Below are 25,947 nucleotides of genomic sequence, written 5' to 3'. Positions count from 1 at the left end.
GTTCCATGTCCTATCCGGAGGCCCGGTACCTGGGCGAGGGCGGCGAGGTCAGCGGCGTGCTGCGGCGGGCCGCCGCCGGGCCCGACCTGACGACCGCGCGGGCCGGGGCGCCGCCCGGGACCGGAACCCGGACCAGCTACCTGGGCACGGGCGGCTCCACCGGCGGGGCGTTCGGCCTCTACCAGTGGGACATGGGCCCGGAGCCGTCCGGGCCCGCCGCGCACTTCCACCGGACGATCACCGAGTCGTTCTACGTCCTGTCCGGGACCGTCCGGCTCTACAACGGCCAGGACTGGGTGGACGCGACGCAGGGCGACTTCCTGTTCGTGCCCGAGGGCGGCGTCCACGCCTTCCGCAACGAGTCGGGCGAGCCGGCGTCGATGCTCATCCTCTTCACGCCGGGCGCGCCGCGCGAGGCCTACTTCGAGGCGTTGGCCGAGATCGCGACCAGCGGCCGGCAGCTGTCGAAGGAGGAGTGGACCGAGCTGTACCGGCGCCACGACCAGTACATGGTCTGATAAGCAGCGGCCGAGCGCGGTCAGTCGAGGGGCGTGACGCCGAACCGGCGCAGCCGCAGGGCCGGGTTCTTCGTCCGGACCTCGGCGACGCGGTCCGGGGAGACCTCCCCGGCCGCGATGCCGGTGCCCTCCCCCAGCGACGCCACGACCACGCCCATCGGGTCGATGATCATGCTGTTGCCGGCGCCGTTGGGCGCGCACTGGTCGGCGGCGACGACGTAGATGGTGTTCTCGATGGCGCGGGCCCGGACGAGGGTGCGCCAGTGGTCCTCCTTGAGCGGCCCCGGCACCCACTGGGCGGGCAGGGCCAGCGCGTCGGCGCCCGCGTCCACCAGCAGCCGGGCCATCTCCGGGAAGCGCGCGTCGTAGCAGGTCTGCATGCCGAAGGTGACGCCCTCGACCTCGAAGGTCTGCGGCGGCTCGATCGGGCCGCGGCGCACCAGGTCGGACTCCTTGTAGCCGAACGCGTCGTACAGGTGGATCTTGCTGTAGCGGGCGACCGGCTCGCCGGACGGGGCGAGGGCGACGAGGGTGTTGGAGATGCGGCCCGGCTCGTCCACCGCCTCGTTCACGCCGGCGACGACGTGCACGCCGTGCCGGGCGGCCAGGTCGGCGAGGCCGCCGACGAACGGCCCGTCCAGCGGCTCGGCGGACTCGACGAACCGCTCGTCCATCTTCGGCGCGGCGAACATCGCGTACTCGGGCAGCACCACCAGCCGGGCGCCGCGCCCGGCGGCGTCGGCCACGAGCTTGGCCGCGTCCGCCAGGTTCCGCTCCTTGTCCTGCCCTGCCGCGAACTGCGCTACGGCGACCTGGACCATCTCGTTCTCCTCGTTCCGTGCGTTGTTTCCAGGTACGACCTGCCCCGAGACGCCGCCGGGAAGCGTGCCGCGATCATCGGCTCCGCGGGGGGTGGTCAGCCGCCCAGCCGGTCGACGGAGATGACCTTGACGACGGCCTCGCCCGCCTCGTCCGAGCCGACCAGGTCGACCTCGGCCGTGATCCCCCAGTCGCGGTCGCCCGCGGGGTCGTCGAAGACCTGCCGGACCCGCCACAGGCCGTCGTCGGGGACCTCCTCGATCTGCAGCAGCCGGGGCCCGCGGGCGTCCGGGCCGGTGCCGAGCTCGTCGTGGTCCTCCCAGTAGCCCGCCATCGCGTCCTCCCAGCCGTCCGCGCCGAGGCCCGGGTCCAGCTCGCCGAGCTCGGAGTACCGCTCCAGCGCGGCCAGCTCCACCCGGCGGAACAGCGCGTTGCGCACCAGCACCCGGAACGCGCGGGCGTTGGCGGTGACCCGGGTGACCCGCTCCTCGATCGCCTGCTCCAGCTCGCCCTCGTCGCGCGGGTTGGCCAGCTGCTCCCACTCGTCCAGCAGGCTGGAGTCGACCTGCCGGACCAGCTCGCCCAGCCACTCGATCAGGTCGATCAGATCATCGGTCTTGATCGACTCGGGCACCGTCTGCTGGAGCGCCTTGAAGGCCCCCGACAGGTAGCGCAGCACCAGGCCCTCGCCGCGCGCCAGCTCGTAGAAGGCGATGTACTCGGTGAACGTCATCGCCCGCTCGAACATGTCGCGCACCACCGACTTGGGCCGCAGCGGATGGTCGCCCACCCACGGATGGCCCGAACGGTAGATCTCGTACGCCGCCTCCAGCTCCTCCTGCAGCGGCTTGGGGTAGTCGACGTCCTGGAGCAGCTCCATCCGCTCCTCGTACTCGATGCCCTCGGCCTTCATCTCCTGGACGGCCTCGCCGCGCGCCCTGTTGAGCTGGGCGGCCAGGATCTGCCGCGGGTCGTCCAGCGTCGCCTCGATCACCGACAGCACGTCCAGCGCGTACGACGGCGAGGCCGGGTCGAGCACCTCGAAGGCGGCCAGCGCGAACGTCGACAGCGGCTGGTTGAGCGCGAAGTCCTCCTGCAGGTCGACGGTGATGCGGGCGTACCGGCCCTGCTCGTCGGGCTCGTCCAGGCTCTCCACCACGCCCCCGGCCAGCAGCGAGCGGTAGATCGCGATCGCCCGGGAGATGTGCCGCCGCCGCGCCGCCGGGTCCTCGTGGTTGTCGGTGAGCAGCCGCTTCATCGCCTGGAACGCGTTCCCGGGGCGGGCGATCACCGACAGCAGCATCGCGTGGCTGACCTCGAACCGGGAGCGCAGCATCTCCGGCTCGGCGTCCTGGAGCTTGGCGAAGGTGTCCTCGTCCCAGCCGACGAAGCCCTCCGGGGGCTTCTTGCGCTGCACCTTGCGGCGCTTCTTGGGGTCGTCGCCGGCCTTGGCCAGGGCCTTCTCGTTCTCCACCACGTGCTCGGGGGCCTGCGCGACCACGAACCCGACGGTGTCGAACCCGGCCCGGCCCGCGCGCCCGGCGATCTGGTGGAACTCGCGGGCCCGCAGCCGCCGCACCCGGTGCCCGTCGTACTTGCTCAGCGCGGTGAACACCACCGTCCGGATCGGGACGTTCACCCCGACCCCGAGGGTGTCGGTGCCGCAGATGACCTTGAGCAGCCCGGCCTGGGCGAGCCGCTCCACCAGCCGCCGGTACTTGGGCAGCATCCCGGCGTGGTGGACGCCGATGCCGTGCCGGACGAACCGCGACAGGTTGCGCCCGAACCGGGTGGTGAAGCGGAAGTTGCCGATCAGCTCGGCGATCCTGGCCTTCTCCTCCTTGGTGCAGACGTTGATGCTCATCAGCGCCTGCGCCCGGTCCATCGCCGCGGCCTGGGTGAAGTGCACCAGGTAGATCGGGGCCTTGCGCTCGGCCAGCAGCTCCTCGACGGTCTCGTGCAGCGGCGTGACCCGGTAGTCGTAGATCAGCGGCACCGGACGCTCCGCCGAGGTGACCAGCGCCGTGGGCCGCCCGGTGCGCCGGGTGAGGTCCTTCTGGAAGAACGAGACGTCGCCCAGCGTCGCCGACATCAGCAGGAACTGGGTCTGCGGCAGTTCCAGCAGCGGGATCTGCCAGGCCCAGCCGCGCTCGGGCTCGGCGTAGAAGTGGAACTCGTCCATGACCACCAGGCCGATGTCGGCCTCGGCGCCGTCCCGCAGCGCGATGTTGGCCAGCACCTCCGCGGTGCAGCAGACGATCGGGGCGTCGGCGTTGACGCTGGCGTCGCCGGTCATCATCCCGACGTTCTCGCGGCCGAACATCTCGCCCAGGTCGAAGAACTTCTCCGACACCAGCGCCTTGATCGGCGCGGTGTAGAACCCGACCTGGTCGCGGCCCAGCCCGGCGAACAGCGCCCCCGCCGCCACCAGGCTCTTCCCGGAGCCGGTGGGGGTGGCCAGGATGACGTTCGCGCCCGACACGACCTCGATCAGCGCCTCCTCCTGCGCCGGGTACAGCGTGATGCCGCGCCCTGACACCCATCGCTCGAACGCCTCGTACAGCGAGTCGGCGTCGGCGTCGTTACCGGAGGGGAGCTGATCGATGAGGTTCACCCCTCCATCCTGCCTCTGATCGCCCACTGCCCGCGCCGCGCCCGGGCGATTATGATCTCGGGCAGGGACGGGCGGCGGAGGGCGGCGGGGCCATGGCGTCGGGGACGGTCGGCAGGTTGACGGGGCGGCTGTCCGGCCGGCGGGTGCTGCGCGGGTGCCGGGAGATCGCCGACGAGGTCGCCTCGGTCGAATCCGACTTCGTGGATCTCTCCGACTCCGCGCTGGCCGCCCTCACCGGCGGGTTCCGGGCCCGGATCGCCGCCGGGGAGGATGCGTTCGACCTCCTGATCGAGGCGTTCGCGGCGGTGCGGGAGGCGTCCCGGCGGACGCTGGGGCTGCGCCACCACGACGAGCAGATCATGGGCGGGGCGGCGATGGCCATGGGCGCGGTCGCCGACATGCGCGACAGCGAGGGCAAGACCCTGACCTGCGTGCTCCCGGCCTACCTGGCCGCCCTGGAGGGCGGCGCCGTGCACGTGATCACGATGGACGACCGGCAGGCCGCGGAGGCGGCGCGCTGGATGGGCCCGGTCTACCGGGCGCTCGGCATCGAGGCCGGGCTGATCGGGCACGACCTGGAGACGGACGCGCGGCGCGCGGTGTACAGGGCCGACGTCGTCTACGGGTCCGCCGACGAGATCGGCTACGACGTGCTCCGGGACGAGCTGGCGTGGACCCCGGACGAGCTCGTCCTGCGCGGCCTGGACGCGGGGATCGTGGACGACGCGCTGCACCGGTTCGTCCTGCAGGGCGACACCGAGTTCCTGATCAGCGGCCCGGCGGGCGAGGACGTGGTCGAGCGGCGCACCGCCTGGGCCGGGGTCGCCGGGTCGCTGAGCCTGGACGCGGGCGACTACGCCGTCCACCGGGAGACGCGCTCGGTCCGCCTCCTGCCGCAGGGGGTCGACCGGCTCCAGGACCTCCTGGGGGTCGACGAGCTGCGGCCGGTCGAGGACGCGGTCGAGCTGGGGGTGGTGGCCGCCGTCCTGCGGGCGCGGGAGTTCGGGACGGAGGAGCCCGACCCCGCCGGGAACGTCAGGCTCGCCAGGATCACCGGCGGTGGGCTGCTGCGCGCGTACGGGACGCTGTCGGGCGCGTCGGCCGGTGCCGCCGAGCAGTCGGAGGTGTTCCAGCGCCTCTACGGCATGACGGTGGTGCCGATCCCGTCCCGGCGCCCGGAGGGCGAGGAGTCCGGCTGGATCGTCGAGATGGACCGCTACGAGCGGCAGGCCACGGCGAGCATGGCGGTGGACCTGCAGCGCGCGGAGCGGGCGGCGGAGCGGGCCGCGATCATGCCGGGCGGGGAGCCCGTCGCGGTCGACGGCCTGTTCGGGGAGTACCTCGAGATGCTGCTCCATGGGCTGCCCAGGTCGCTCGGCCGCGACGACGTCGAGCACGTCCTGGCGCGCATCGGGGACACCTACCCGATCTCGGTGACGGCGGACGAGCTGGTGCGCGCCCCCAGGCGGAGCGCGGTCATGGAGCGCCTGCGGGCCGACATGGTCGAGGCGTACGGGCGCCGCGAGCGCGAGCTGGGCGCGGAGCTCGCCCGGGAGATGGAGCGCAGGGTGCTGCTCGCCGTGACGGACCGCGGATGGCGCGAGCATCTGGCGCGGGCGGACGCGCTGCCGGGGAGCCTGTCCCTGCTGGGGAGCGGCGAGCCCGGCGAGGAGTCCATGACCGAGGCGTACCTGGACGCGGTGGCCGACTCGCACCTCATGATGAGGGAGCTGATCGTCGAGGACGTCGTCGGCTACCTGTTCCACATCGAGCTCGACCCCGAGGAGCCCGAGGACGCCTGAGGGCGCCGCCGGCTCCGCCGGTTCAGGCCGGGCGCTCGGTGCGGTCACCTCCCCAGAGGGTGTGGAAGGAGCCCTCGCGGTCGGTGCGGCGGTAGGTGTGGGCGCCGAAGAAGTCCCGCTGGCCCTGGGTGAGGGCGGCGGGCAGGCGCCGCGTCCGCAGCGAGTCGTAGTACGCCAGCGCCGTGGCGAACCCCGGCGCGGGGATGCCCGCACGGGCGGCGGTGGCGGCCACGTCGCGCCAGGCGTCCTGGGCGTCCCCGAGGGCCTCGGCGAAGTGGTCGTCGGTGAGGAGCGTCGGGGTCGCCGGGTCGGCCTCGTACGCGGCGCGGATGCGGTCCAGGAACCGGGCGCGGATGATGCAGCCGCCGCGCCAGATCGTGGCCATCGCGCCCCGGTCGATGTCCCAGCCGTACTCGGCGCTGCCCGCCTGGATCTGGTGGAAGCCCTGCGCGTACGCGACGATCTTGGAGGCGTACAGGGCCTTCTCGACCGCGTCGGCGAAGCCGGAGCCGGCGGCCGCGGGCGCGGACCGGGCCGGGCCCGGCAGGCCCTGCGCGGCCTCCCGCAGGTCGGCGTGCCCGGAGACCGACCGGGCGAACACCGCCTCGGCGATCCCGCCGACCGGGACGCCCAGGTCGAGGGCGGTCTGCACGGTCCAGCGGCCGGTGCCCTTCTGCTCGGCCTGGTCCAGGACCACGTCCACGAACGGCTCGCCGGTGGCGGCGTCGGTGTGCGCCAGCACCTCGGCGGTGATCTCGATCAGGTACGACTCCAGCCGCCCGGTGTTCCAGGTGCGGAACACCTCGGCGATCTCGGCCGGGGACAGTCCGGCGGCGTGGCGCAGCAGGTCGTAGGACTCGGCGATCAGCTGCATGTCGGCGTACTCGATGCCGTTGTGCACCATCTTCACGAAGTGCCCGGCGCCGTCGGGGCCGACGTGCACGCAGCAGGGCGTGCCGCCGACCGAGGCGGCGATGTCCTCCAGCATCGGGCCGAGCGCCGCGTAGGACTCCGCCGACCCGCCCGGCATGATGCTGGGGCCGTGCAGCGCGCCCTCCTCACCGCCGGAGATGCCGGTGCCGACGAAGTGCAGCCCGCGCTCGCGCAGCGCGGCCTCGCGGCGCCGGGTGTCGGCGTAGTGCGCGTTGCCCCCGTCGACGATCATGTCGCCGGGCTCCAGCAGCGGCGCGAACTCCTCGATGACCGCGTCGGTGGGCTCGCCCGCCTTCACCATGATCACCAGGCGGCGGGGGCGCTCCAGCGCGGCCGTGAACTCCTCGGGCGACCGCGCCGGCAGGAAGGTCCCCTCGTGGCCGAACTCCTCCACCAGCGCCTTGGTGCGCGCCGGGGTGCGGTTGTGCACCGCCACGGGATGGCCGTGCCGCGCCAGGTTGCGGGCCAGGTTCCGTCCCATGACCGCCAGTCCCGTGACGCCGATCCGCGCCCCGCCCTTTTCCGCGTTCCCCATTGGCTCTCTCCTGCCCATCTCGCTCATCTCGCGCCCTACCCCTTGGTACGAGGGAGAACACGGCCGCGTTCGGGCGACTCGGAGCCGCATGTCCTTGTTCCGCGCGGGAACGGCATCCATGGTTGAGATCTCACGCACAGCGCCGAGAGGGGAGCGATGCTGGGACTGCCGGAGGGCGTCGAGGCCTGCCTGTTCGATCTGGACGGGGTGCTGACCCGTACCGCCGCCGTGCACGCGGCGGCCTGGAAGGAGATGTTCGACGAGTTCCTGCGGGAGCGGGCGGAGCGGACGGGCGAGCCGTTCGTGCCCTTCGACTCCGCCAAGGACTACAGCCGGTACGTGGACGGCAAGCGGCGGGAGGACGGCACGCGCTCGTTCCTGGAGTCGCGGGGCATCACCCTCCCGGAGGGCTCCCCCGAGGACCCGCCCGAGTCCGAGACCGTGCGGGGGCTGGGCTCGCGCAAGAACGCGCTGGTCCTGAAGCTGATCGAGGAAAAGGGCGTGGAGACCTTCGACGACTCGATCGAGTACGTGCGGCGGGCGCGGGCGGCGGGGCTGAAGACCGCCGTGGTGTCCTCCAGCGCGAACACCGTCCAGGTGCTGCACGTGGTGGGGATCGCCGACCTGTTCGACGCCCGCGTCGACGGGGTGGTGGCCGCCGAGCGCGGCCTGCCGGGCAAGCCGGCGCCCGACACGTTCGTCGAGGGGGCCCGGGAGGTCGGCTGCGAGCCGTCCCGCGCGGTCGTCTTCGAGGACGCGCTGGCGGGCGTGGAGGCGGGCCGGGCGGGCGCGTTCGCGTACGTGGTGGGCGTCAACCGGGTCGACGGCGAGCACGCCCGGGCGCTGGCCGAGCACGGCGCGGACGTGGTGGTGGACGACCTGTCGGAGTTGCTGCAGGGCGACGAGGTACTGAAGGGGGATCGGTGACCGAGCGGGACGTGCGGGGCGCCTCCGACCGGCCGGTGTACGCGGTGGAGCCGTGGTGCGTGCGCGAGCCGGAGCTGCGGCTGGACCGCCTGGCGCAGGGCGAGTCGGTGTTCGCCCTGTCCAACGGGCATGTGGGGATGCGGGGCAACCTGGACGAGGGCGAGCCCCACGGGTTGCCGGGCACCTACCTCAACTCCTTCTACGAGCAGCGTCCGCTGCCATACGCGGAGGCCGGGTACGGCTACCCCGAGCAGGGGCAGACCGTCATCAACGTCACCAACGGCAAGCTGATCAGGCTGCTGGTGGACGACGAGCCGTTCGACGTCCGCTACGGGCGGCTGCACCGCCACGAGCGGATCCTGGACCTGCGGGCGGGGACGCTGACCCGCGAGGTGGAGTGGACCTCCCCCGCCGAGGACCGGGTGCGGATCACCTCCACCCGGATGGTGTCGCTGACCCAGCGCGCGATCGCGGCGATCTGCTACGAGGTCGAGCCGGTGGACGAGCCGCTGCGGCTGGTGGCCCAGTCGGAGCTGGTGGCCAACGAGCAGCTGCCCGATCTGGGCGACGATCCGCGGGTGGCGGCCGCGCTGGAGTCCCCGCTGGTCAGCGAGGAGCACGTGCACAACGGCACCAAGGTCATCCTGGTGCACGCCACCCGCAAGAGCGGGCTGCGGATGGCCGCGGGGATGTCGCACGAGATCGAGGGTCCGGGCCGGATGGAGGTGGACGCCGAGAGCTCCCCCGACGTGGGCCGGATGACGGTGGCGACGGAGCTGCAGCCGGGGCAGAAGCTGCGGATCGTGAAGTACATCGCCTACGGCTGGTCGTCCCAGCGGTCCCGGCCGGCGCTGCACGACCAGGTGGTGGCGGCGCTGGCGGCGGCCCGGCACACCGGCTGGGACGGGCTGCTCAAGCAGCAGCGCGAGTACCTGAACGAGTTCTGGCGCGGCGCCGACATCGAGATCGACGGGGACGCCGAGATCCAGCAGGCGGTCCGCTTCGGGCTCTTCCACATCCTGCAGGCGGGGGCCCGCGCGGAGCGGCGGATGATCCCGGCCAAGGGGCTGACCGGGCCGGGGTACGACGGGCACACGTTCTGGGACACCGAGACGTTCGTGCTGCCGGTGCTGACCTACACCCACCCGTCGTCGGCGGCGGACGCGCTGGCCTGGCGGCACATGACGCTGCCGCTGGCGCACGAGCGGGCCCACCAGCTGGGGCTGGCGGGCGCCACCTTCCCGTGGCGGACGATCCGGGGCCAGGAGTGCTCGGGGTACTGGCCGGCCGGGACGGCGGCGTTCCACATCAACGCCGACATCGCCGACGCGGTGGTGCGGTACGTGGACGCGACCGAGGACGAGCGGTTCGAGCGCGAGGTCGGGCTGCCGCTGCTGGTGGAGACGGCGCGGCTGTGGCGCGACCTGGGCCACCACGACGTGGAGGGCGTCTTCCGCATCGACGGCGTGACCGGGCCCGACGAGTACAGCGCGGTCGTGGACAACAACGTCTACACCAACCTGATGGCGCGCCGGAACATGCAGGCGGCGGCGGCGATGGCGATGCGCCATCCCGACCTGGCCGAGCGGTACGGGGTGAGCACGGACGAGGCCGCGTCCTGGCGGAACGCGGCGGCGGCGATGCTGCTCCCCTACGACGAGCGGCTCGGGGTGCACCCGCAGAGCGAGGGCTTCACCAACCACGCCAAGTGGGACTTCCAGGGGACCAAGCCCGACCACTACCCGCTGCTGCTGAACTACCCGTACTTCGACCTGTACCGCAAGCAGGTGATCAAGCAGGCGGACCTGGTGCTGGCGATGCACATGTGCGGGGAGGCGTTCACCGACGAGCAGAAGCGGCGCAACTTCGAGTACTACGAGGGCCTGACGGTGCGGGACTCCTCACTGTCGGCGCAGAGCCAGGCCGTGATGGCCGCGGAGGTGGGGCATCTGGACCTGGCCCACGACTACCTGGGCGAGACGGCGCTGATGGACCTGCACGACCTGGCCCGCAACACCCGCGACGGGCTGCACATCGCCTCGATGGCGGGGGCGTGGAGCGGGCTGGTCGCGGGCTTCGGCGGGATGCGGGCGTCCGACGGGTGCCTGTCGTTCGCGCCGCGGCTGCCGGGCGGGATCAGCCGCATGGCGTTCCGGATGCGCTACCGGGGCAGCCGGGTGCGGGTCACGGTGCGGGCGGAGCACGCGATCTACGAGCTGCTGGAGGGGCCCGGCCTCAAGCTGCGCCACCACGGGGAGGAGTTCACCCTGGGGGACGAGCCGGCCGAGCTGCGGATCGAGCCGATGCCCGGCCTGCCCCGGCCGGCGCAGCCGCCCGGCCGGGAGCCGATGCCGCGCCGCACCGACCCTCATCTGCGGGAGGTGCCGGAGCAGTCGCTCGCCGCCGACGGCCTGGGCTGACGCCCTCACCCACCGGGGACGGTGCCGCAGGAGGCGTCCCCGGAGGGGACGTCCACGGGCCGGACGGCCACGGGCGGGGTCGCGCCGGACGGCGCGCAGGGGTCGCAGACGTCCGCGCCGCCGGCGGCGGTGGTGCGGACGGCCCCGGTCTCGGGCTCGCACTCGACCATGAGGCGGCGGGGGCCGGGGCCGTTGTCGCCGAGCCGGTCGTACGGGTTGGCCAGCGCGCACGTCTTCAGGGACAGGCAGCCGCAGCCGATGCAGTCGGTGAGGTCGTCGCGGAGCCGTTCCAGCTGGGCGATGCGGGAGTCGAGATCGGCGCGCCAGGTCTCCGACAGCCGCGCCCAGTCGTCGGCCGTGGGGGTGCGGCCCTCGGGCAGGGTGCCGAGGGCGTCCCTGATGTCGCTCAGCGGGATCCCGACCCGCTGCGAGATCTTGATGAACGAGACCCGGCGCAGCGTGTCACGGGGGAAGCGCCGCTGGTTGCCGGGCGTGCGGCGGCTGCTGATCAGCCCCTTGGACTCGTAGAAGTGCAGCGCGGAGACCGCGACCCCGCTGCGTTCGGCGAGCTGGCCCACGGTCAGCTCGTGCACCCTGTGCTCCAAGCGCGTCATGGGCCCCATCGTAGGTCATCCTCAACAAGAGTTGAGGTTTGCGCCGCCGAGCGCGGCGGGGCGCGGGGCGCGGGCCGGGGTCAGCCCGGCGTGGGAGTGGCGCCGCCGGCGCCCATCCCGCCCGCGGGCCGCTCCGCCCGCCGCTCGGCCTCCTTGCCCGCCTTGCGCAGCCGGAACGCGGCGCCGATCATGATCGCGCCGACCACGATGGCGAACGCGCCGATCAGCCAGACCAGCGCCAGCGCCCCGGAGACCGGCCAGGCGAACAGCAGCACGCCGAACAGCACCGAGAGCGCGCCGGCCGCGATGTAGAACCACTCACCCTCGATCTCGCGGCGCAGCGCGACGGCCGAGATGATCTCGAACACCCCGACCACGACCGCCCAGACCGCGATCAGCATGAGCAGCGCGAACGCGGTGATGGCCGGCCAGATCAGCGCCACCAGGCCCAGCACGATCCCGGCCACCCCGATGACCGCGGCCCAGGTCCGGGACCCCCCGAATCCGCCGCGGATCGCGCCGACCAGCGCGATGATGCCGTCCACCAGCGCGTACAGGCCGAACAGGATCACCAGCGCCAGCACCGTGATCCCCGGCCAGAACAGCGCGGCGAGGCCGAACAGGACCGCGAACCCGCCGCGTACCGCCAGCACCCACCAGTGCCGGGTGATCAGATCGAACACGTCAGGCCTCCCTCTCCGTGGCGGCCCCCGGGTCGAACGCCCGGAATGAACGTCTTTGAGCACGCCTTTCCCGAATGACTGCCCGTACGGAAAGCACCCGTTCCCTCAGCGAGCCAAAATTCGGGTCGACTCCAGGCAAAGCCCGGCTACGATCACGCGAATGCGCCCCTTCTCCGGACCCTCCGATCTGCGCGCCATGCAGGAGCTCACCCGGCGGCTGGAGCCGCGGAGCGGCCGCTGGCACATCGGCGAGCTCGTCTGGTACCGCCACCAGCACGGCGAGTGCGCCTGGCCCACCGCCCTGTGGGAGCGCGGCGGCGAGACCGCGGCGTGGGCGTGGCTCGCCCGGCCCGGCGAACTCGACCTGCACCTCGACCCCGCCCACCCCGACCTGGCCGACGAGATCCTGCGCTGGTTCGACGAGGTCGCCGGGAGCGACTCCCGGGCGATCACCGTGCTGGACGCCGAGACCGGCCTCATCGAGACGCTGCGCCGGCACGGCTACCGCGAGGTGACCGAAGGCCCGTTCTTCATCCACCTGCGCCGCGACCTCGACGGGCTGCCCGAGCCGGAGGTGCCCGAAGGGTACGCGCTGCGGCACGTGCGGGGCACGGGCGACGCGATGGCCAGGGCGGCGGTGCACCGGGCGGCGTTCTCCCTGCCCGGCGCGCCGTCCATGGTCACCAGCGCCGCCTACGAGCGGATGATGGGCGTGTGGCCGTACCGGGCCGACCTGGACTGGCTGGTGGAGGCGCCCGACGGCTCCCCCGCCGCGTTCTGCCTGGTGTGGCTGGACGAGCACAACCGCGAGGCGGTGCTGGAGCCGGTGGGAACCGATCCGGGGCACCGGCGGCGCGGGCTGGCGAGCGCGGCCGTCCTCGCGGCTCTGCGCACCGCGCGGGAGCTGGGCGCGGAGACGGCGCGGGTCGCGGCGCGGGGAGACGACGCCTACCCCTCGGCGCGGGCGACGTACCGGTCGGTGGGTTTCCGGCGCTCGGCGCGGAACGTGACCTTCGTCCGCTGACGGAAGGGAAAGAGCGGGCCGCGCCGTCGCCGGCGCGGCCCGCTCTCTGTGCCGGGATCTACCGGTGGGTCAGTGGCCCAGCCGGTTCACCAGGGCGTTGTACTCGTCCCACAGCTCCTTGGGCAGGTGGTCGCCGAAGGTCTCGAAGTGCTCGGGGACCAGCGCGGCCTCCTGCCTCCAGACCTCGGTGTCGACCGTCAGCAGGGTGTCGAGGTCGGCGTCGGCGATCTCCAGGCCCTCGGTGTCCAGGGCCGCCTTGGTGGGCAGGTGGCCGATCGGGGTCTTGACGGCGTCGGCCTGGCCGTTGAGGCGCTCCACGATCCACTTCAGGACGCGGCTGTTCTCGCCGAAGCCGGGCCAGATGAACGTGCCGTCGGCGTTCTTGCGGAACCAGTTGACGTAGTAGATCCGCGGCAGCTTCTCGGCGTCGGTGGAGCGGCCGATCTTCAGCCAGTGGCCGAAGTAGTCGCCCATGTTGTAGCCGCAGAACGGCAGCATCGCGAACGGGTCGCGGCGCAGCTCGCCGACCTTGCCCTCGGCCGCGGCGGTCTTCTCCGAGGCCACGTTGGCCCCGAGGAACACGCCCTGCTGCCAGTCGAAGGACTCGGTGACCAGCGGGACCGCGCTGGCCCGGCGGCCGCCGAACAGGATCGCCGAGATCGGGACGCCCTTGGGGTCCTCCCACTCGTCGGCGATGATCGGGCACTGCCCGGCCGGGGTGGTGAAGCGGGCGTTGGGGTGGGCGGCCGGGGTCGTCGACTCCGGCGTCCAGTCGTTGCCCTTCCAGTCGGTCAGGTGCGCGGGCGGCTCGTCGGTCAGGCCCTCCCACCACACGTCGCCGTCGTCGGTGAGCGCGACGTTGGTGAAGACGCTGTTGCCCCACAGGGTCTTGACCGCGTTGGCGTTGGTGCCCTCGCCGGTGCCGGGGGCGACGCCGAAGAACCCGGCCTCGGGGTTGATCGCGTAGAGCCGGCCGTCCTCGCCGAACCGCATCCAGGCGATGTCGTCGCCGACCGTCTCGACCTTCCAGCCGGGGATGGTCGGCTGGAGCATGGCCAGGTTGGTCTTGCCGCAGGCGGACGGGAACGCGGCGGCCACGTACCGGGTCTCACCGGTCGGCGGGGTGAGCTTGAGGATCAGCATGTGCTCGGCCATCCAGCCCTCATCCCGGGCCATGGTCGAGGCGATCCGCAGCGCGTAGCACTTCTTGCCGAGCAGGGCGTTGCCGCCGTAGCCGGACCCGTAGGACCAGATCTCCCGGGTCTCGGGGAAGTGCGAGATGTACTTGGTGGAGTTGCACGGCCACGGCACGTCCTGCTGTCCCGGCTCCAGCGGGGCGCCGACGGAGTGGACGGCCTTGACGAAGCCGCCGCGCTCCTCGATCAGGCGCAGCGCCTCGGTTCCCATCCGGGTCATGACCTTCATCGACACCGCGACGTAGGCGGAGTCGGTGATCTCAACGCCGAGCTGGGAGATGTTGCCGCCCAGCGGGCCCATGCAGAACGGCACCACGTACATGGTGCGGCCCTTCATGCAGCCCTTGAAGAGCTCGCCGAAGGTGGCCCGCATCTCGGCGGGCGCGATCCAGTTGTTGGTGGGGCCGGCGTCGGCCTCCTTTTCCGAGCAGATGTAGGTGCGGTCCTCTACTCGGGCGACGTCACTGGGGTCGGAGGCCGCGTAGAAGCTGTTGGGCCGTTTCTCCGGGTTCAGCCGCTTGAACGTGCCCTGCTCCACGAGGAGCCCGGTGAGGCGCTCCCATTCCGATTCCGAGCCGTCGCACCATTCGATCCGGTCGGGCTGGGTCAGCTCGGCGATCCCGCGGACCCAGTCGATCAGCGCTGTGTGACTGGTTGGGGCCTCGTCGAGGGCCGCTGCCGACGACGCGGTGACCTGGTTGGACACGGGCAACTCCTTCAGCTGTTCGCAGGATCTTTGCATCATGAACAAAAGCGAACGTCTTTGCCATTTGGTCTGGACCAATCGCGGCAGCTTTTGGGGGTTGCGGTCCGTTTATGTGACTGATATCACCTGGCCCGTCTTGTCCGGGGTCGGAGGGCCGCGGGCACCGGTTCCGCCTGGCGGAGTTCACGCCGGGTAAACGTGGGTTTCGGTGGCCTTCACGGCGGCCCAAACCCGGCTGCCTTCGGTCAATTGGAGTTCGGCGACGGCGCCGGGCGTCACGTCGGCGGCGGCCGGCAGCGGCGGGCCGTCCAACCGGATCCGGACCCGATCGCCGTGGCGCTCGATGGCGCCGACCCGGGCGGGCCACAGATTGCGCGGGCTGCCCTCCGGCATGGAACGGTGGATCGCCACCGACGATGGCGCGAAGGCAAGGAAAACCTCGCCGTCGAGCTTGTCGATCGTATCCAGTTGGTGGGCACCGTCCTGGAGCGTGACAGTACCACCGGACGCGTGCCCGCGATAGAGGTTCAGCCCGACCAGGCGTGCCACGTAGTCGGTCCTGGGACGCCGCGCCACTTCGGCGGGCTCGCCCTGCTGCACCACCCGGCCGCCCTCCACCACGACCAGCCGGTCGGCGAGCACCATCGCGTCCAGCGGGTCGTGGGTGACGAGCACGGCCGCGCCCTCGAAACCGGCCAGATGGCGGCGCACCGCGGCCCGGATCTCCAGCCGCGTATGCGCGTCCAGGGCCGACAGCGGCTCGTCCAGCAGCAGCAGGCTCGGTTCCACGGCCAGAGCGCGCGCCAGGGCCACCCGCTGCGCCTGCCCGCCCGACAGCGTCCTGGGACGGGACGAGGCGTAGTCGGCCAGGCCGACCCGTTCCAGCCACTCGGCGGCCCTGCGGCGCGCCTCGCGCCGCCCCGTCCCCTGGCAGCGGAGCCCGAACGCGACGTTCTCCACGGCGCTCAGATGCGGGAAGAGCAGATAGTCCTGGAAGACCATGCCGATCCCCCGCCGCTCGGGCGGCAGCGCGTGGACGGCGTCACCGTCCACGCGGATGTGCCCGGCGGCCATCGGGGTGAGCCCCGCCAGGGCCCGCAGCGCGGTGCTCTTGCCCGCCCCGTTGGGCCCGAGCAGCGCCACGACCTCACCGGGCTCGGCCTCCAGCTCCACATCGAGCTCGAACGGCCCGCGCCGTACCAGCAGCCGCGCCTCCAGCCCCCGCCGCCCGCTCACGCCGTGTTCACCCACCGGTCCCGGAGCGCGGCCAGGACCAGCACCGACACCACCAGCAGCACCAGGCTCAGCACGATCGCGGCCTGCGGATCGGTCTCCAGGGCGAGGTAGACGGCCAGCGGCATGGTCTGCGTGCGCCCCGGGAAGTTGCCCGCGAACGTGATCGTGGCCCCGAACTCCCCCAGCGCCCGCGCCCAGCACAGCACCGCCCCGGCCGCGATGCCCGGCGCCACCAGCGGCAGCGTGACCCGCCGGAAGACCGTCCAGCGGGTGGCGCCGAGCGTGGCGGCGGCCTCCTCGTACCGCAGGTCGGCGGCGCGCAGCGCGCCCTCCACGCTGATCACCAGGAACGGCATCGCCACGAACGTCTCGGCCAGCACCACGCCCGCGGTGGTGAACGGCAGCGTGATCCCGAACGCCGAGTCCAGCCACTGGCCCACGACCCCGCGCCGTCCCAGCACCAGCAGCAGCGCCACGCCGCCCACGACCGGGGGCAGCACCAGCGGCACGGTGACCAGCGCCCGCACCAGCCGGGCGCCCGGGAACGGCACCCGCGCCAGCATCCAGGCCAGCGGCACCCCGAACAGCAGGCACAGCCCGGTCGCGAGCGTGGCGCTGACCAGCGACAGCCGCAGCGCCTCCAGCACCTGCGGCTCGCCCAGCCGCGTGCCCAGCGTGGACCAGGGGGCCCGGAACAGCAGCCCGCCCAGGGGCAGCACGAGGAAGGCCAGCGCGATCAGCGCCGGGACCATCAGGATCCACGGCGGCCGCCCCGGATGCCCCTCCCCCGCCTTGGCCTTCTTGGCCTTCCTGAGCCGCGCGGGCGCGTCCGGCGGGGCGGGCGGGGTGGAGGCGGTCACCGTACGGCGCATGGCCTCACGCCGCCGCCGCGACCATCACCCGGCCCGGCCCGGCGGGCACGCGCCCTCCGTTCACTGCCCGGCCAGCTCGACCACGACGTTCGTGGACTTCACCACGGCGTCGGCCACCACCCCGGGCGCCAGCCCGAGCTCGTCGGCGGCCTCCCGGCTCATCAGCGACACCAGCCGGAACGGCCCGGCCTGGATCTCCACCTGGGCCATCACCCCGTCCCGCCGGACGTCGGTGACGATGCCGCGCATCCGGTTGCGGGCCGAGGAGGAGGCCAGCTCGGCCTGGCCGGCCTCGGCGCGGACGAAGGCGGCCAGCTCGGCGGCGGGCACCAGCCGGTGGCCGTGCTCGTCGCGGGACGCGGCCAGCCGCCCGCCGTCCACCCAGCGCCGGACGGTGTCGGCGCTGACCCCGAGCAGCGCGGCGGCCTCGCTGATCCGGAAGGTCGTCTCGGTCATCACGGGCACACCCTACCCCTCGCACTTACCAGGTCGGTCCCTGGATATCACCCGGAGATGCGATGCCGCCTCGCCGGTCAGCCCGGCCCGGCGCCGTTCCCCGGCTCGATCACCCCGGCGATCATCCCGAGGGACGCCCAGTCGACCAGGCGCCTCCGGCGGATCTCCCCGAACGTGGCGATCTCCACGGCCGTCCGCTCGCCCTCGGCCGCCGCGCCTTGCGGCTCGGCCGACCGCAGCTCGGCCAGCTCGGCCTCGGTGACCTCGGCCCCGAACACGTGCGCGCGGTGCGCCGACATGGCCGCGTTGACCTGGCGGTCCCCGTACGCGCGCAGGCGGCCGGGCGGGAGCTCCAGGCCGGTCTCCTCGGCCAGCTCCGCCAGCGCCACGGCCGGCGGGTCGTCCGTCCCGGCCGGGCCGGACCCGCCGGGCGGCTCGTGCACGAAGCCGTCGGCGGTGGCGCCCGGCCCGCGGAACTCGCGGACCAGCACGACCGTCGTCTCGTCGAGCGTGGGCCCCGGCCGGTAGAGGACGACGACGCTCGTGTCGGGCCGGAAGACCACCAGCTCGCCGTCCTTGACCCGGTCCTCGGCGGTGACGCGCACCCGGACGCGCAGCCCCCACTGGTCGCCGAACCGCCAGGCGACGCGGGCCCCGAGCAGGACGTTGCCCGCCGCGCGCTGCGCCCCGTACCAGCGCTGGAAGGGGCCGGTGCGCCACAGCGCCAGCGGCACCGCGCACTCGCCCCCGGAGCGGGGCGCGCCCGCGCCGATCCTGTCCAGGGCGGCGGCCACCGTGCCGGGGAGGTCGGTGGCGGTGGGCACGCCGTGCTTCTCGGCGTAGTGCAGCAGGTAGCGGTTCTTGGGGGCGCCGGGCGGGGCGCCGAACACCGCGCGCCCGCTGTCGTGCCACATCCCCCATTCGACGTTGGTGGTGAACGCGGGCATGGTGTCCAGGTCGCGCGGCACGTAGAAGAGCACCTCGTCGGCGAGGTGCAGGCAGCGCTCCTCCCAGTCGACCTGGCCGGTGTAGTCGTCCTGGATACCGTGCCGGTCCTCGGGGTCGAACACCACCAGCCGCCCGCCGCCGCGCCAGCGTGCGCGCAGCTCGGCGAGGGCGGCGGGGCGCCAGGACGGCACCTCGGGCGAGCGCGGCGTGGGACCGGCCAGGAAGATCGCCGCGTCCCAGCGGTCCGGCGGCTCCTCGCGCGCGTACACGGTGATCGTTTCCTGGGCCATGGCCGTACCTTCCTGTGTTCGGGCCGCCCGCGCCGGGCCGCCGGCGGCCGTCGCGGCTTGGACCGATCCCCTTGGGGTAAAGGGCCTTCCAACAAACATTCCGCCCGGTCTAAGGAGAGAAGCGATGACTGGGACAAGGCGGGTGCCGCGCAGCCGCGGCGCCCTGTGCGGAGCGCTGCTGGTGCTGCTCGGACTGTGGGGCGGGCTCCTCCCCTTCGCCGGTCCGTACGCCGATTTCGGTTTCGCCCCCGACAGGACGTGGTTCTACACCACCGAGCGGTTGCAACTGAGCGTGGCCCCGGCGATCGCCGTCGGGCTGGGCGGGCTGGTGGTGCTGGTCGCCGCCGGGCGCGTCCTGGCGATGACGGGCGCCCTGCTGGCCGCGCTGGGCGGCGCCTGGTTCGTGGTCGGGCGCCCCGTCGCGGCGCTGTGGGACGTGCAGGGCGTCGGCGCGCCGCTGGGCACCGAGGAAGGGCGGCGGCTGGCCGAGGACCTGTCGGGCTTCTCCGCGCTGGGCGTGGTCGCGGTGTTCCTGGCCGCGCTGGCGCTGGGACGCTTCGCGGTCGCCGGCGCGCGGGACGCGGAGGACTACGGCGGCTACGGGGACGACGGCCACGAGGAGCCCTACGACGCCCCGAGGAGCTCCAACGTCACCTCGCGCTACTCCGGCTCCAGCGGCACCACGCAGCCGCTGGCCCCGGCGTTCGGCCGCTACGCGCGGCCGCCGCAGGACGAGCCGCCGGGGCCGCCGCACGCCCCCGACCAGCGCGTGGCGGGAGATCCCGGGCCGCGGGCCTAAGGCCGGGGGCCCTGAGGCCAGAGGCCCGGAGCCGAGGGGGTCAGCGGTTCCTGCCGCGCATGTTGCGGACGGAGGCGCTGGTCTCGTAGTCGCGCTTCTCGTCGTCGAGCCGGACGTCGTCGCGGTCGGTGAACATGGCCACGAAGGCCACCAGCAGGCCGACGCCGCCGATCCACGGCTCCTTCCAGGCGAAGCTGAGCGCCACGCAGCCCAGCGCGACCGACATGAGCAGCAGCAGCTTCACAGGCACCCCTCGAGCATCCGGTGCGGCGCACTCCGCCAAGTAAGCGATAGGTTACATCGCTTCCGCCTGACTGCATGGTGACACGACCCGGCCCGCCCACGAAAGTGCCATGTGGGGGGACGACCCCCCACACCCCCCGGCGACCGGGCGGGCCGGAAACGATCGCCGCTACTTGCGCTTGGAGCGCTTCTCGCGGATCTTCATCGCGATGTCCAGCGGGGTGCCCTCGAACCCGAACTCCTCCCGCAGCCGCCGTTCGATGAACCGCCGGTAGCCCTCCTCCAGGAACCCGGAGGTGAACAGCACGAAGCGCGGCGGGCGCACGCCCGCCTGCGTGGCGAACAGGATCTTGGGCTGCTTGCCGCCCCGGACCGGGTGCGGATGCGCGTTCACCAGGTCGGCGAAGAACTGGTTGAGCTTGGAGGTCGGCACCCGGGTGCCCCAGCCCTCCAGCGCCGTCTCGATCGCCGGGACGAACTTGTCCATGTGCCGTCCGGTGCGGGCGGAGATGTTGACCCGCGGCGCCCAGCGCGCGTTGTGCAGCTGCCGGTCGATCTCGCGCTCCAGGTAGTGGCGGCGCTCCTCGTCCAGCAGGTCCCACTTGTTGTAGGCGATCACCAGCGAGCGGCCCGACTCGATCACCATCGAGACGATCCGCAGGTCCTGCTCGGCCAGCGGCTCGGTGGTGTCGACCAGCACCACGGCGACCTCGGCGCGCTCCAGCGCCGACCGGGTGCGCAGCGTGGCGTAGAAGTCGGCGCCCTGGTTCTCGCGGTGCCGGCGGCGGATCCCGGCGGTGTCGATGAACCGCCAGGTCTTGCCGCCCAGCTCGATCAGCTCGTCGACCGGGTCGCGGGTGGTGCCGGCGACCGCGTCCACGACCGCCCGGTTCTCCCCCGCGAGCTTGTTGAGCAGGCTGGACTTGCCGACGTTGGGACGGCCCAGCAGCGCCACCCGGCGCGGCCCGCCGGTCTCGCCGAACGTCTCGGCGGGGGCCTCCTCGGGCAGCGCCTCCAGCACCGCGTCCAGCAGGTCGCCGCTGCCGCGCCCGTGCAGGGCGCTGACCGGGTGCGGCTCGCCGATGCCCAGCGACCACAGGATCGCCGCGTCGGACTCGGCGCCCACGTCGTCGACCTTGTTGGCGACCAGCACCACCGGCTTGCCGGACCGGCGCAGGATCTCCACCACGGCCTCGTCCACGTCGGTGGCGCCCACGGTCGCGTCGACCACGAACATCACCACGTCGGCCAGGTCGACCGCCAGCCGGGCCTGCTCGGCGATCGCGGCGGCCAGGCCGGAGGAGTCGGGCAGCCAGCCGCCGGTGTCGACCACGGTGAAGCGGCGGCCGCTCCAGGTGGCGTCGTAGGCGACCCGGTCGCGGGTCACCCCCGGCACGTCCTCGACGACCGCCTCGCGGCGCCCGATGACCCGGTTGACCAGGGTCGACTTCCCGACGTTGGGACGGCCCACGACCGCCACCACGGGCGCGGGCGCCTCGTCGGCGGCCCATGCGCCGGAGTCCCCGGCCTCGCCGGCGTCCTCGGGGAGGGTCTCGATCTCGTACTCGCTCACGTGTGCCACTCAGTCGCTCATCGCTCTGGCGAGGCGGAGGACCGCCTCGATGACCTCGTCCAGGCCCAGCCCGGACGAGTCGATCTCGACCGCGCCGCCGGCCTTGGCCAGCGGGGACGCGGTCCGGGTGGAGTCCAGCCGGTCGCGGCGGGCCTGCTCGGCCCGTGTCACGGTCACCGACGCGGCCGGGTCGGCGGCCAGCTCCTTGGCCCGGCGCGCGGCGCGGACCTCCTCGCTGGCCGTCAGGTACACCTTGACGGCCGCGTCCGGGGCCACCACGGTGCCGATGTCGCGGCCCTCCACCACGATCCCGCCGGCCCCGATGATCTCGCGCTGCAGCGCGACCAGGCGCTCACGGACGGCGGGGACGGAGCTGACCGCGCTGACCGCGTTGGTCACCTCGCGGGTGCGGATGGGCGCGGACACGTCGGCGCCGTCCACCGTGATGGCGGGGCCGTCGGGGTCGGTGCCGGACTCGATCACCGGCTCGGCGGCGCGGGCCGCGACCGCGGCGGGGTCGTCGACCGGGACGCCCTCGCGCAGCATCCACCAGGTCATCGCGCGGTACATCGCGCCGGTGTCGAGGTAGCGCAGGCCGAGCGCGCGGGCCACGCCCTTGGACGCGCTGGACTTGCCCGACCCGGAGGGGCCGTCCATGGCGATGACGAGCGGCACGATGCTCCCTTTCTTCGCGGCGAGACGCGGTGCGGTGGTGCTCCAGGCGGTGCGGCCGACGTGCCAGGCTACCGGCTCTCCGGGAGGACCTCGGCCGCCCGGCGCGAGCCGCCTCCGGGACGGGAGGTCAGCCGGGGACCGACCAGCCGCGCGCCCGCAGCTCCTCGGCCAGGCGCTCGGCGGCCTCGGGCCGCACCGAGATCTCCAGCACGCCCAGCGGGCGGCCGGGCGAGTGCTCGATGGTGACGTCCTCGATGTTGACCCCGGCGATCCCCGCCGCCTGGAAGATCATCGCCAGCTCGCCGGGGCGGTCGGGGATGACCACCTGGACCACGGCGTAGGACGACGGCTCGCCGCCGTGCTTGCCGGGGATCCTGGAGCGGCCCGCGTTGCCGCGCAGCAGCAGGTCGGCCACGTGCCCGGCGGCCCCCTCGCTGCCGTCGCGCAGCAGCGAGGCCGCCACGGCCAGATCGGTGGCGACCGCCTCCAGCACGTCGGCGACCGGCTCGGCGTTGGCCGACAGGATGCCGATCCACAGCCGGGGGTCGCTGGCGGCGATCCGGGTGACGTCCCGCACGCCCTGCCCGGCCAGGCCGAGCGCCACGTCGCCGGCGCCGGTGAGGCGGGCGGCGACCGCGGCCGACACCACGTGCGGCGCGTGCGAGACCAGGGCGACGGCGCCGTCGTGCTCGGCGGCGTCGACCACCACCGGCTCGCCGCCGCACGCGCGCGCCAGCGCGGTGACGGCCTCGACGGCCCCCGGCGCGGACTCCTCCGTCGGGCACAGCGCCCAGGGCCGGCCGAGGAACAGGTCGGCGCGGGCCGCGGCGGGCCCGGAGCGCTCCCGGCCGGCCAGCGGATGGCCCGCGACGTAGGAGGTCAGGTCGCAGCCCAGCTCGGCGGCCTGCCGCAGCGGCAGCGCCTTGACGCTGGCCACGTCGGTGTAGACCGAGGCCAGGCCGCGCTTCTGGGCGTCCAGCAAGGTGACCGCGACGGCGGCGGGCGGCACCGCCAGCACCGCCAGGTCGGCCGGGCCCCCGCCCGGCTCCCCCGAGGCGCCGCCGGGGAGCGCCTCGCCCGCGCCGAGCTCGACCGCCATCCGCAGCGAGACCTCGTCGCGGTCGGTCAGCAGAACCTCGGCGCCGCGCTCGCGCATCGCCAGGGCGATCGACGTCCCGATCAGCCCTGTCCCGACGATGACGACACGCCCTGGAATGCCCTCTTCAACCACCCCACAAGCCTAGCGACGCTTCGGGGCTCCTCCGGCCGCTTCGCGCCGGGCTACTGGGCGATGTCCAGGCGCAGCGCGGTCGCGCCCCGCAGGTACACGTGCTGGATCTCCGACCGCGGCCGGTCGGTCTCGATGTGCGCCATCAGCCGGATCACCCGCGGCAGCGCGTGCGGCACCGCGATCTCCGACGCGCACAGCAGCGGCACCTCGTGGAAGCCCAGCTTGCGCGCGGCCAGCGCCGGAAACTCCGCCACCAGGTCCGGCGTCGCCGTGAACAGCACGCTGATCACCTCGTCGGTGGTGAGCCCGTTGCGGCCCATCACCTCGCTGACCAGCTCCGTCGTGGCCTCCAGGATCTGCTCCCGGTCGTCGGCGTCGACCTGCGTCGCCCCCCGGACCGCGCGTACCGCCACGTGTTCGTCCCTTCCCGTCTCGCCAGTCTCGCGCCGCTCGGCTACAGGCCGACCGCCTTGTACAGTTCGCCGATCTCGGTCACGGTCAGCGCCCGCATCGTGCCGGGCTTCAGCTGGCCCAGCTTGATCGGCCCGAAATCTATGCGGGCCAGCTGCTGGACGGGGAACCCGACCTCCTTCAGCATTCGCCGCACGATGTGCTTGCGCCCCTCGTGCAGGGTGATCTCCACCAGCACCCGCCTGCCGACCTGGTCGAAGATCCGGAACTTGTCGGCCTTGGCGGGGCCGTCCTCCAGCCGCACCCCGGCCCTCAGCCGCTTGCCCAGATCGCGCGGGATCGGCCCGTGGATCTCGGCCAGGTAGGTCTTCTGCACGCCGTAGCTGGGGTGGGTCAGCCGGTGCGACAGCTCCCCGTCGTTGGTCAGCAGGATCAGGCCCTCGGTGTCGGTGTCGAGCCGGCCGACGTGGAACAGCCGCTCGGGCACCTCCACGTAGTCGGCCAGGGACTTGCGGCCCCGCTCGTCGGCCATCGTGCTCACCACGCCGCGCGGCTTGTTGATCGCGTAGTAGCGCATCTCGGCGCGGGTCTCGACCCGGCGGCCGTCGACATGGATGACGTCCCGGCGGGGGTCGACGCGCTCGCCGAACCGGAACACCTCCTTGCCGTTCACGGTGACCCGGCCCTCGCCGATCAGTTCCTCGCAGTGGCGGCGGCTGCCGATCCCGGCCTCGGCCAGAACCTTCTGCAGGCGCACACCCTCGTTCTCGTTCATTCGGCCCCTCGCCTGACGGCTCGGGACCGAATGAGCCGGGGTGCTGTGCTCACCGGTTCACTCCGTTCCTCGCCTGGCGGCTCGTCTCTTCGTTCACTTGTCCTCGATGATCTCTTCTGGCAGGTCGTCGGGCAGGTAGGGGGCCAGCTCGGGCAGCTCGTCCAGGTCGCGCAGGCCGAGCCGCTCCAGGAAGTACCCGGTGGTGCGATAGAGGTGCGCCTGCGTCTCGGGGTCCTGGCCGGCGTCCTCGATCAGGCCGCGCAGCGTCAGGGTGCGGATCACCCCGTCGCTGTTGACGCCGCGGATCGCCGAGACGCGGGCGCGGCTCACCGGCTGCCGGTAGGCCACCACCGCCAGCGTCTCCAGCGCCGCCTGGGTGAGGCGGGCCTGCTGGCCGTCGGTGACGAAGCGCTCCACGACCGGGGCGCACACGTCCCGGGTGTAGTACCGCCAGCCGCCGGCGACCTCCCTGAGGTCGAACCCGCGGCCCTGTTCGGTGTATTCCGCCGACAGCTCGCGCAGCACGGCGGTGATCTCGTGGGTGGGGCGCTCCAGCAGCTGGGCGAGGGTGATCTCGGCGACCGGCTCGTCCACCACCAGGAGGATCGCCTCGACCGACGCCCGCAGCCCCGGCAGGTCCTCGTCGCCCGGTCCGTCAGTCATCGCCCTCGTCCTTCTTCCCGTCGCCGTCCTCGGCGGGGCGGGCGCCCTCGTAGTCGTCGCCGACCTTGATGTCGCCCTCCTCGCTGCCCGTCCAGGTGATGTGCAGCTCGCCCAGCGGCTCGGGCTGCTCGAACGCCACCGCCAGCTCGCGGTACAGCTCCAGCAGCGCCAGGAACCGGGCCACGATCTCGAACGTGCCGTCGCAGTCGTCGGTGAGCACCCGGAAGGTGGTCTGGCGCAGCGCACGCATCCGCTCGATGACGATGGCCGCCTGCTCCTTGACGGTGGTCTGCGCCTGGTAGATGTGCTCGACCGACACCGACGGCGGCGCCTTGGGGGTGAGCGCCCTGGCGGCCAGCCGGGCGAACTGGTCGGGCCCCAGGCCCAGCAGCACCTCGGGCAGCAGGCCGGCGAACCGCGGCTCCATCGGCACCATCCGCGGGAACCGGCGCCCCTGGTCGGCGATCTTCCCGGCGAAGACCCGCGCGACCTCCTTGTACGCCCGGTACTGCAGCAGCCGGGCGAACAGCAGGTCGCGGGCCTCCAGCAGGGCCAGGTCCTCCTCGTCGTCGACCTCCCCGGACGGCAGCAGCCGCGCCGCCTTGAGGTCGAGGAGGGTCGCGGCGACCAGCAGGAAGTGGCTGGCCTGGTCCAGGTCCCACTCCTTGCCGTGGGAGCGGATGTGGGCGATGAAGTCGTCGGTGACCTTGTGCAGCGAGACCTCGGTGATGTCCAGCTTGTGCTTGGAGATCAGCCCCAGCAGCAGGTCGAACGGGCCCTCGAAGTTGTCCAGGTGGACCTGGAAGCCGCGCGCCCCCTCGGCTCCCTGCTCCGGCTCCGGTTCCGTCCCGGCCGCCCCCGACGTTCCGGACGTTCCGTCCACGTCGCTCACGGTAGCCGAGCCCACCCGGTGTCCTCCCCTTCCCGCCGACCGTCCCGCCGAAAGAACCATGCTCCCACGTGCGCGCGAGCACCCGCGCCACG

23 protein-coding genes and 1 pseudogene are annotated in these 25,947 nt (G+C 73.1%); 6 read left to right on the top strand and 18 right to left on the bottom strand.

Going from position 1 to position 25,947, the window contains the following annotated elements:
- The first annotated feature begins 5 nt into the window (after positions 1–5).
- Positions 6–518 (top strand): cupin domain-containing protein, encoded by a 513-nt coding sequence (locus tag ACZ466_RS37990; RefSeq protein WP_378281753.1) that lies wholly within the window; start codon positions 6–8, stop codon positions 516–518.
- 20 nt (positions 519–538) lie between these two features.
- On the opposite strand, the gene ACZ466_RS37985 is transcribed toward ACZ466_RS37990, so the two are convergent.
- Complete coding sequence (locus tag ACZ466_RS37985; RefSeq protein ID WP_378281752.1) at positions 539–1,339, bottom strand: carbon-nitrogen hydrolase family protein; 801 nt, start codon at positions 1,337–1,339, stop codon at positions 539–541.
- 95 nt (positions 1,340–1,434) lie between these two features.
- Positions 1,435–3,951, bottom strand: coding sequence for a DEAD/DEAH box helicase (locus ACZ466_RS37980; RefSeq protein ID WP_464041839.1), 2,517 nt, complete (start codon positions 3,949–3,951; stop codon positions 1,435–1,437).
- 92 nt (positions 3,952–4,043) lie between these two features.
- On the opposite strand from ACZ466_RS37980, the gene ACZ466_RS37975 reads away from it, so the two are divergent.
- Positions 4,044–5,753: a hypothetical protein gene (locus tag ACZ466_RS37975; protein ID WP_378281750.1), complete on the top strand. Its 1,710-nt coding sequence runs from the start codon at positions 4,044–4,046 to the stop codon at positions 5,751–5,753.
- A 22-nt stretch (positions 5,754–5,775) separates the two neighbouring features.
- Here the strand turns inward: ACZ466_RS37975 and gndA are convergent, their stop codons facing one another.
- On the bottom strand, positions 5,776–7,221 hold the full coding sequence (gene gndA / locus ACZ466_RS37970) for an NADP-dependent phosphogluconate dehydrogenase (protein ID WP_378281749.1): 1,446 nt from the start codon (positions 7,219–7,221) through the stop codon (positions 5,776–5,778).
- 156 nt (positions 7,222–7,377) lie between these two features.
- Here gndA and ACZ466_RS37965 point away from each other — a divergent pair, with 156 nt between their 5' ends.
- Positions 7,378–8,148 carry a beta-phosphoglucomutase family hydrolase gene (locus tag ACZ466_RS37965; RefSeq protein ID WP_378281748.1) on the top strand — a complete coding sequence of 257 codons (771 nt, stop codon included), beginning with the start codon at positions 7,378–7,380 and terminating at the stop codon, positions 8,146–8,148.
- Positions 8,145–10,568, top strand: a complete 2,424-nt coding sequence (locus ACZ466_RS37960) for a glycoside hydrolase family 65 protein (RefSeq protein ID WP_378281747.1) — start codon at positions 8,145–8,147, stop codon at positions 10,566–10,568. Before ACZ466_RS37965 ends, ACZ466_RS37960 begins: the two co-directional genes overlap by 4 nt.
- 143 nt (positions 10,569–10,711) lie before the next feature.
- Here the strand turns inward: ACZ466_RS37960 and soxR are convergent.
- Both soxR and ACZ466_RS37950 read right to left on the bottom strand, forming a co-directional pair.
- Positions 10,712–11,182, bottom strand: a pseudogene (gene soxR, locus ACZ466_RS37955) (redox-sensitive transcriptional activator SoxR); the annotation flags it as partial.
- An 80-nt stretch (positions 11,183–11,262) separates the two neighbouring features.
- Entirely contained in the window at positions 11,263–11,865 is a 603-nt protein-coding gene (locus tag ACZ466_RS37950; RefSeq protein ID WP_378281746.1) for an HdeD family acid-resistance protein, read from the bottom strand.
- 160 nt (positions 11,866–12,025) lie between these two features.
- Here ACZ466_RS37950 and ACZ466_RS37945 point away from each other — a divergent pair, with 160 nt between their 5' ends.
- Positions 12,026–12,889: a GNAT family N-acetyltransferase gene (locus tag ACZ466_RS37945; protein ID WP_378281745.1), complete on the top strand. Its 864-nt coding sequence runs from the start codon at positions 12,026–12,028 to the stop codon at positions 12,887–12,889.
- A 69-nt stretch (positions 12,890–12,958) separates the two neighbouring features.
- On the opposite strand, the gene ACZ466_RS37940 is transcribed toward ACZ466_RS37945, so the two are convergent.
- From ACZ466_RS37940 to ACZ466_RS37920, 5 genes are all read right to left on the bottom strand, one after another.
- Positions 12,959–14,791 (bottom strand): phosphoenolpyruvate carboxykinase (GTP), encoded by a 1,833-nt coding sequence (locus ACZ466_RS37940; protein WP_378281744.1) that lies wholly within the window; start codon positions 14,789–14,791, stop codon positions 12,959–12,961.
- Between the two features lie 183 nt (positions 14,792–14,974).
- The gene (locus ACZ466_RS37935) at positions 14,975–16,027 is read right to left on the bottom strand and encodes an ABC transporter ATP-binding protein (RefSeq protein ID WP_378281743.1); all 1,053 of its coding nucleotides are present in this window, start codon (positions 16,025–16,027) and stop codon (positions 14,975–14,977) included.
- Entirely contained in the window at positions 16,024–16,779 is a 756-nt protein-coding gene (locus ACZ466_RS37930) for an ABC transporter permease (RefSeq protein ID WP_378281867.1), read from the bottom strand. Before ACZ466_RS37930 ends, ACZ466_RS37935 begins: the two co-directional genes overlap by 4 nt.
- A 180-nt stretch (positions 16,780–16,959) precedes the next feature.
- Positions 16,960–17,355: a TOBE domain-containing protein gene (locus tag ACZ466_RS37925; RefSeq protein ID WP_378281742.1), complete on the bottom strand. Its 396-nt coding sequence runs from the start codon at positions 17,353–17,355 to the stop codon at positions 16,960–16,962.
- A 77-nt stretch (positions 17,356–17,432) separates the two neighbouring features.
- Positions 17,433–18,593, bottom strand: coding sequence for a nucleoside 2-deoxyribosyltransferase domain-containing protein (locus ACZ466_RS37920; protein ID WP_378281741.1), 1,161 nt, complete (start codon positions 18,591–18,593; stop codon positions 17,433–17,435).
- A 124-nt stretch (positions 18,594–18,717) separates the two neighbouring features.
- Between ACZ466_RS37920 and ACZ466_RS37915 the strand changes: the two genes are divergently transcribed.
- Positions 18,718–19,392, top strand: coding sequence for a hypothetical protein (locus ACZ466_RS37915; protein ID WP_378281740.1), 675 nt, complete (start codon positions 18,718–18,720; stop codon positions 19,390–19,392).
- A gap of 40 nt (positions 19,393–19,432) precedes the next feature.
- Here the strand turns inward: ACZ466_RS37915 and ACZ466_RS37910 are convergent, their stop codons facing one another.
- The 8 genes from ACZ466_RS37910 to ACZ466_RS37875 form a co-directional block, all read right to left on the bottom strand.
- Positions 19,433–19,642: a hypothetical protein gene (locus ACZ466_RS37910; protein WP_378281739.1), complete on the bottom strand. Its 210-nt coding sequence runs from the start codon at positions 19,640–19,642 to the stop codon at positions 19,433–19,435.
- Positions 19,643–19,804: 162 nt separating this feature from the next.
- Positions 19,805–21,208 carry a ribosome biogenesis GTPase Der gene (gene der, locus ACZ466_RS37905; protein WP_378281866.1) on the bottom strand — a complete coding sequence of 468 codons (1,404 nt, stop codon included), beginning with the start codon at positions 21,206–21,208 and terminating at the stop codon, positions 19,805–19,807.
- A gap of 9 nt (positions 21,209–21,217) precedes the next feature.
- A complete protein-coding gene (gene cmk, locus ACZ466_RS37900) occupies positions 21,218–21,883 on the bottom strand; it encodes a (d)CMP kinase (RefSeq protein WP_378281738.1) in 666 nt (221 codons plus the stop codon).
- Between the two features lie 127 nt (positions 21,884–22,010).
- Positions 22,011–23,114, bottom strand: a complete 1,104-nt coding sequence (locus ACZ466_RS37895) for a prephenate dehydrogenase (RefSeq protein WP_378281737.1) — start codon at positions 23,112–23,114, stop codon at positions 22,011–22,013.
- 50 nt (positions 23,115–23,164) lie between these two features.
- On the bottom strand, positions 23,165–23,527 hold the full coding sequence (aroH, locus tag ACZ466_RS37890) for a chorismate mutase (protein ID WP_378281736.1): 363 nt from the start codon (positions 23,525–23,527) through the stop codon (positions 23,165–23,167).
- A 41-nt stretch (positions 23,528–23,568) separates the two neighbouring features.
- Positions 23,569–24,300: a pseudouridine synthase gene (locus ACZ466_RS37885; RefSeq protein WP_378281735.1), complete on the bottom strand. Its 732-nt coding sequence runs from the start codon at positions 24,298–24,300 to the stop codon at positions 23,569–23,571.
- 93 nt (positions 24,301–24,393) lie between these two features.
- Complete coding sequence (gene scpB, locus ACZ466_RS37880; protein ID WP_378281734.1) at positions 24,394–24,963, bottom strand: SMC-Scp complex subunit ScpB; 570 nt, start codon at positions 24,961–24,963, stop codon at positions 24,394–24,396.
- Positions 24,956–25,846, bottom strand: a complete 891-nt coding sequence (locus tag ACZ466_RS37875; protein ID WP_378281733.1) for a segregation and condensation protein A — start codon at positions 25,844–25,846, stop codon at positions 24,956–24,958. The genes scpB and ACZ466_RS37875 overlap by 8 nt, the downstream gene beginning before the upstream one ends.
- Positions 25,847–25,947: the final 101 nt, after the last annotated feature.

It is taken from the genome of Actinomadura rugatobispora, from assembly GCF_055379765.1.
Note: the sequence above shows the minus strand (reverse complement) of the source record. Positions and strands in the feature narration are given on the sequence as shown.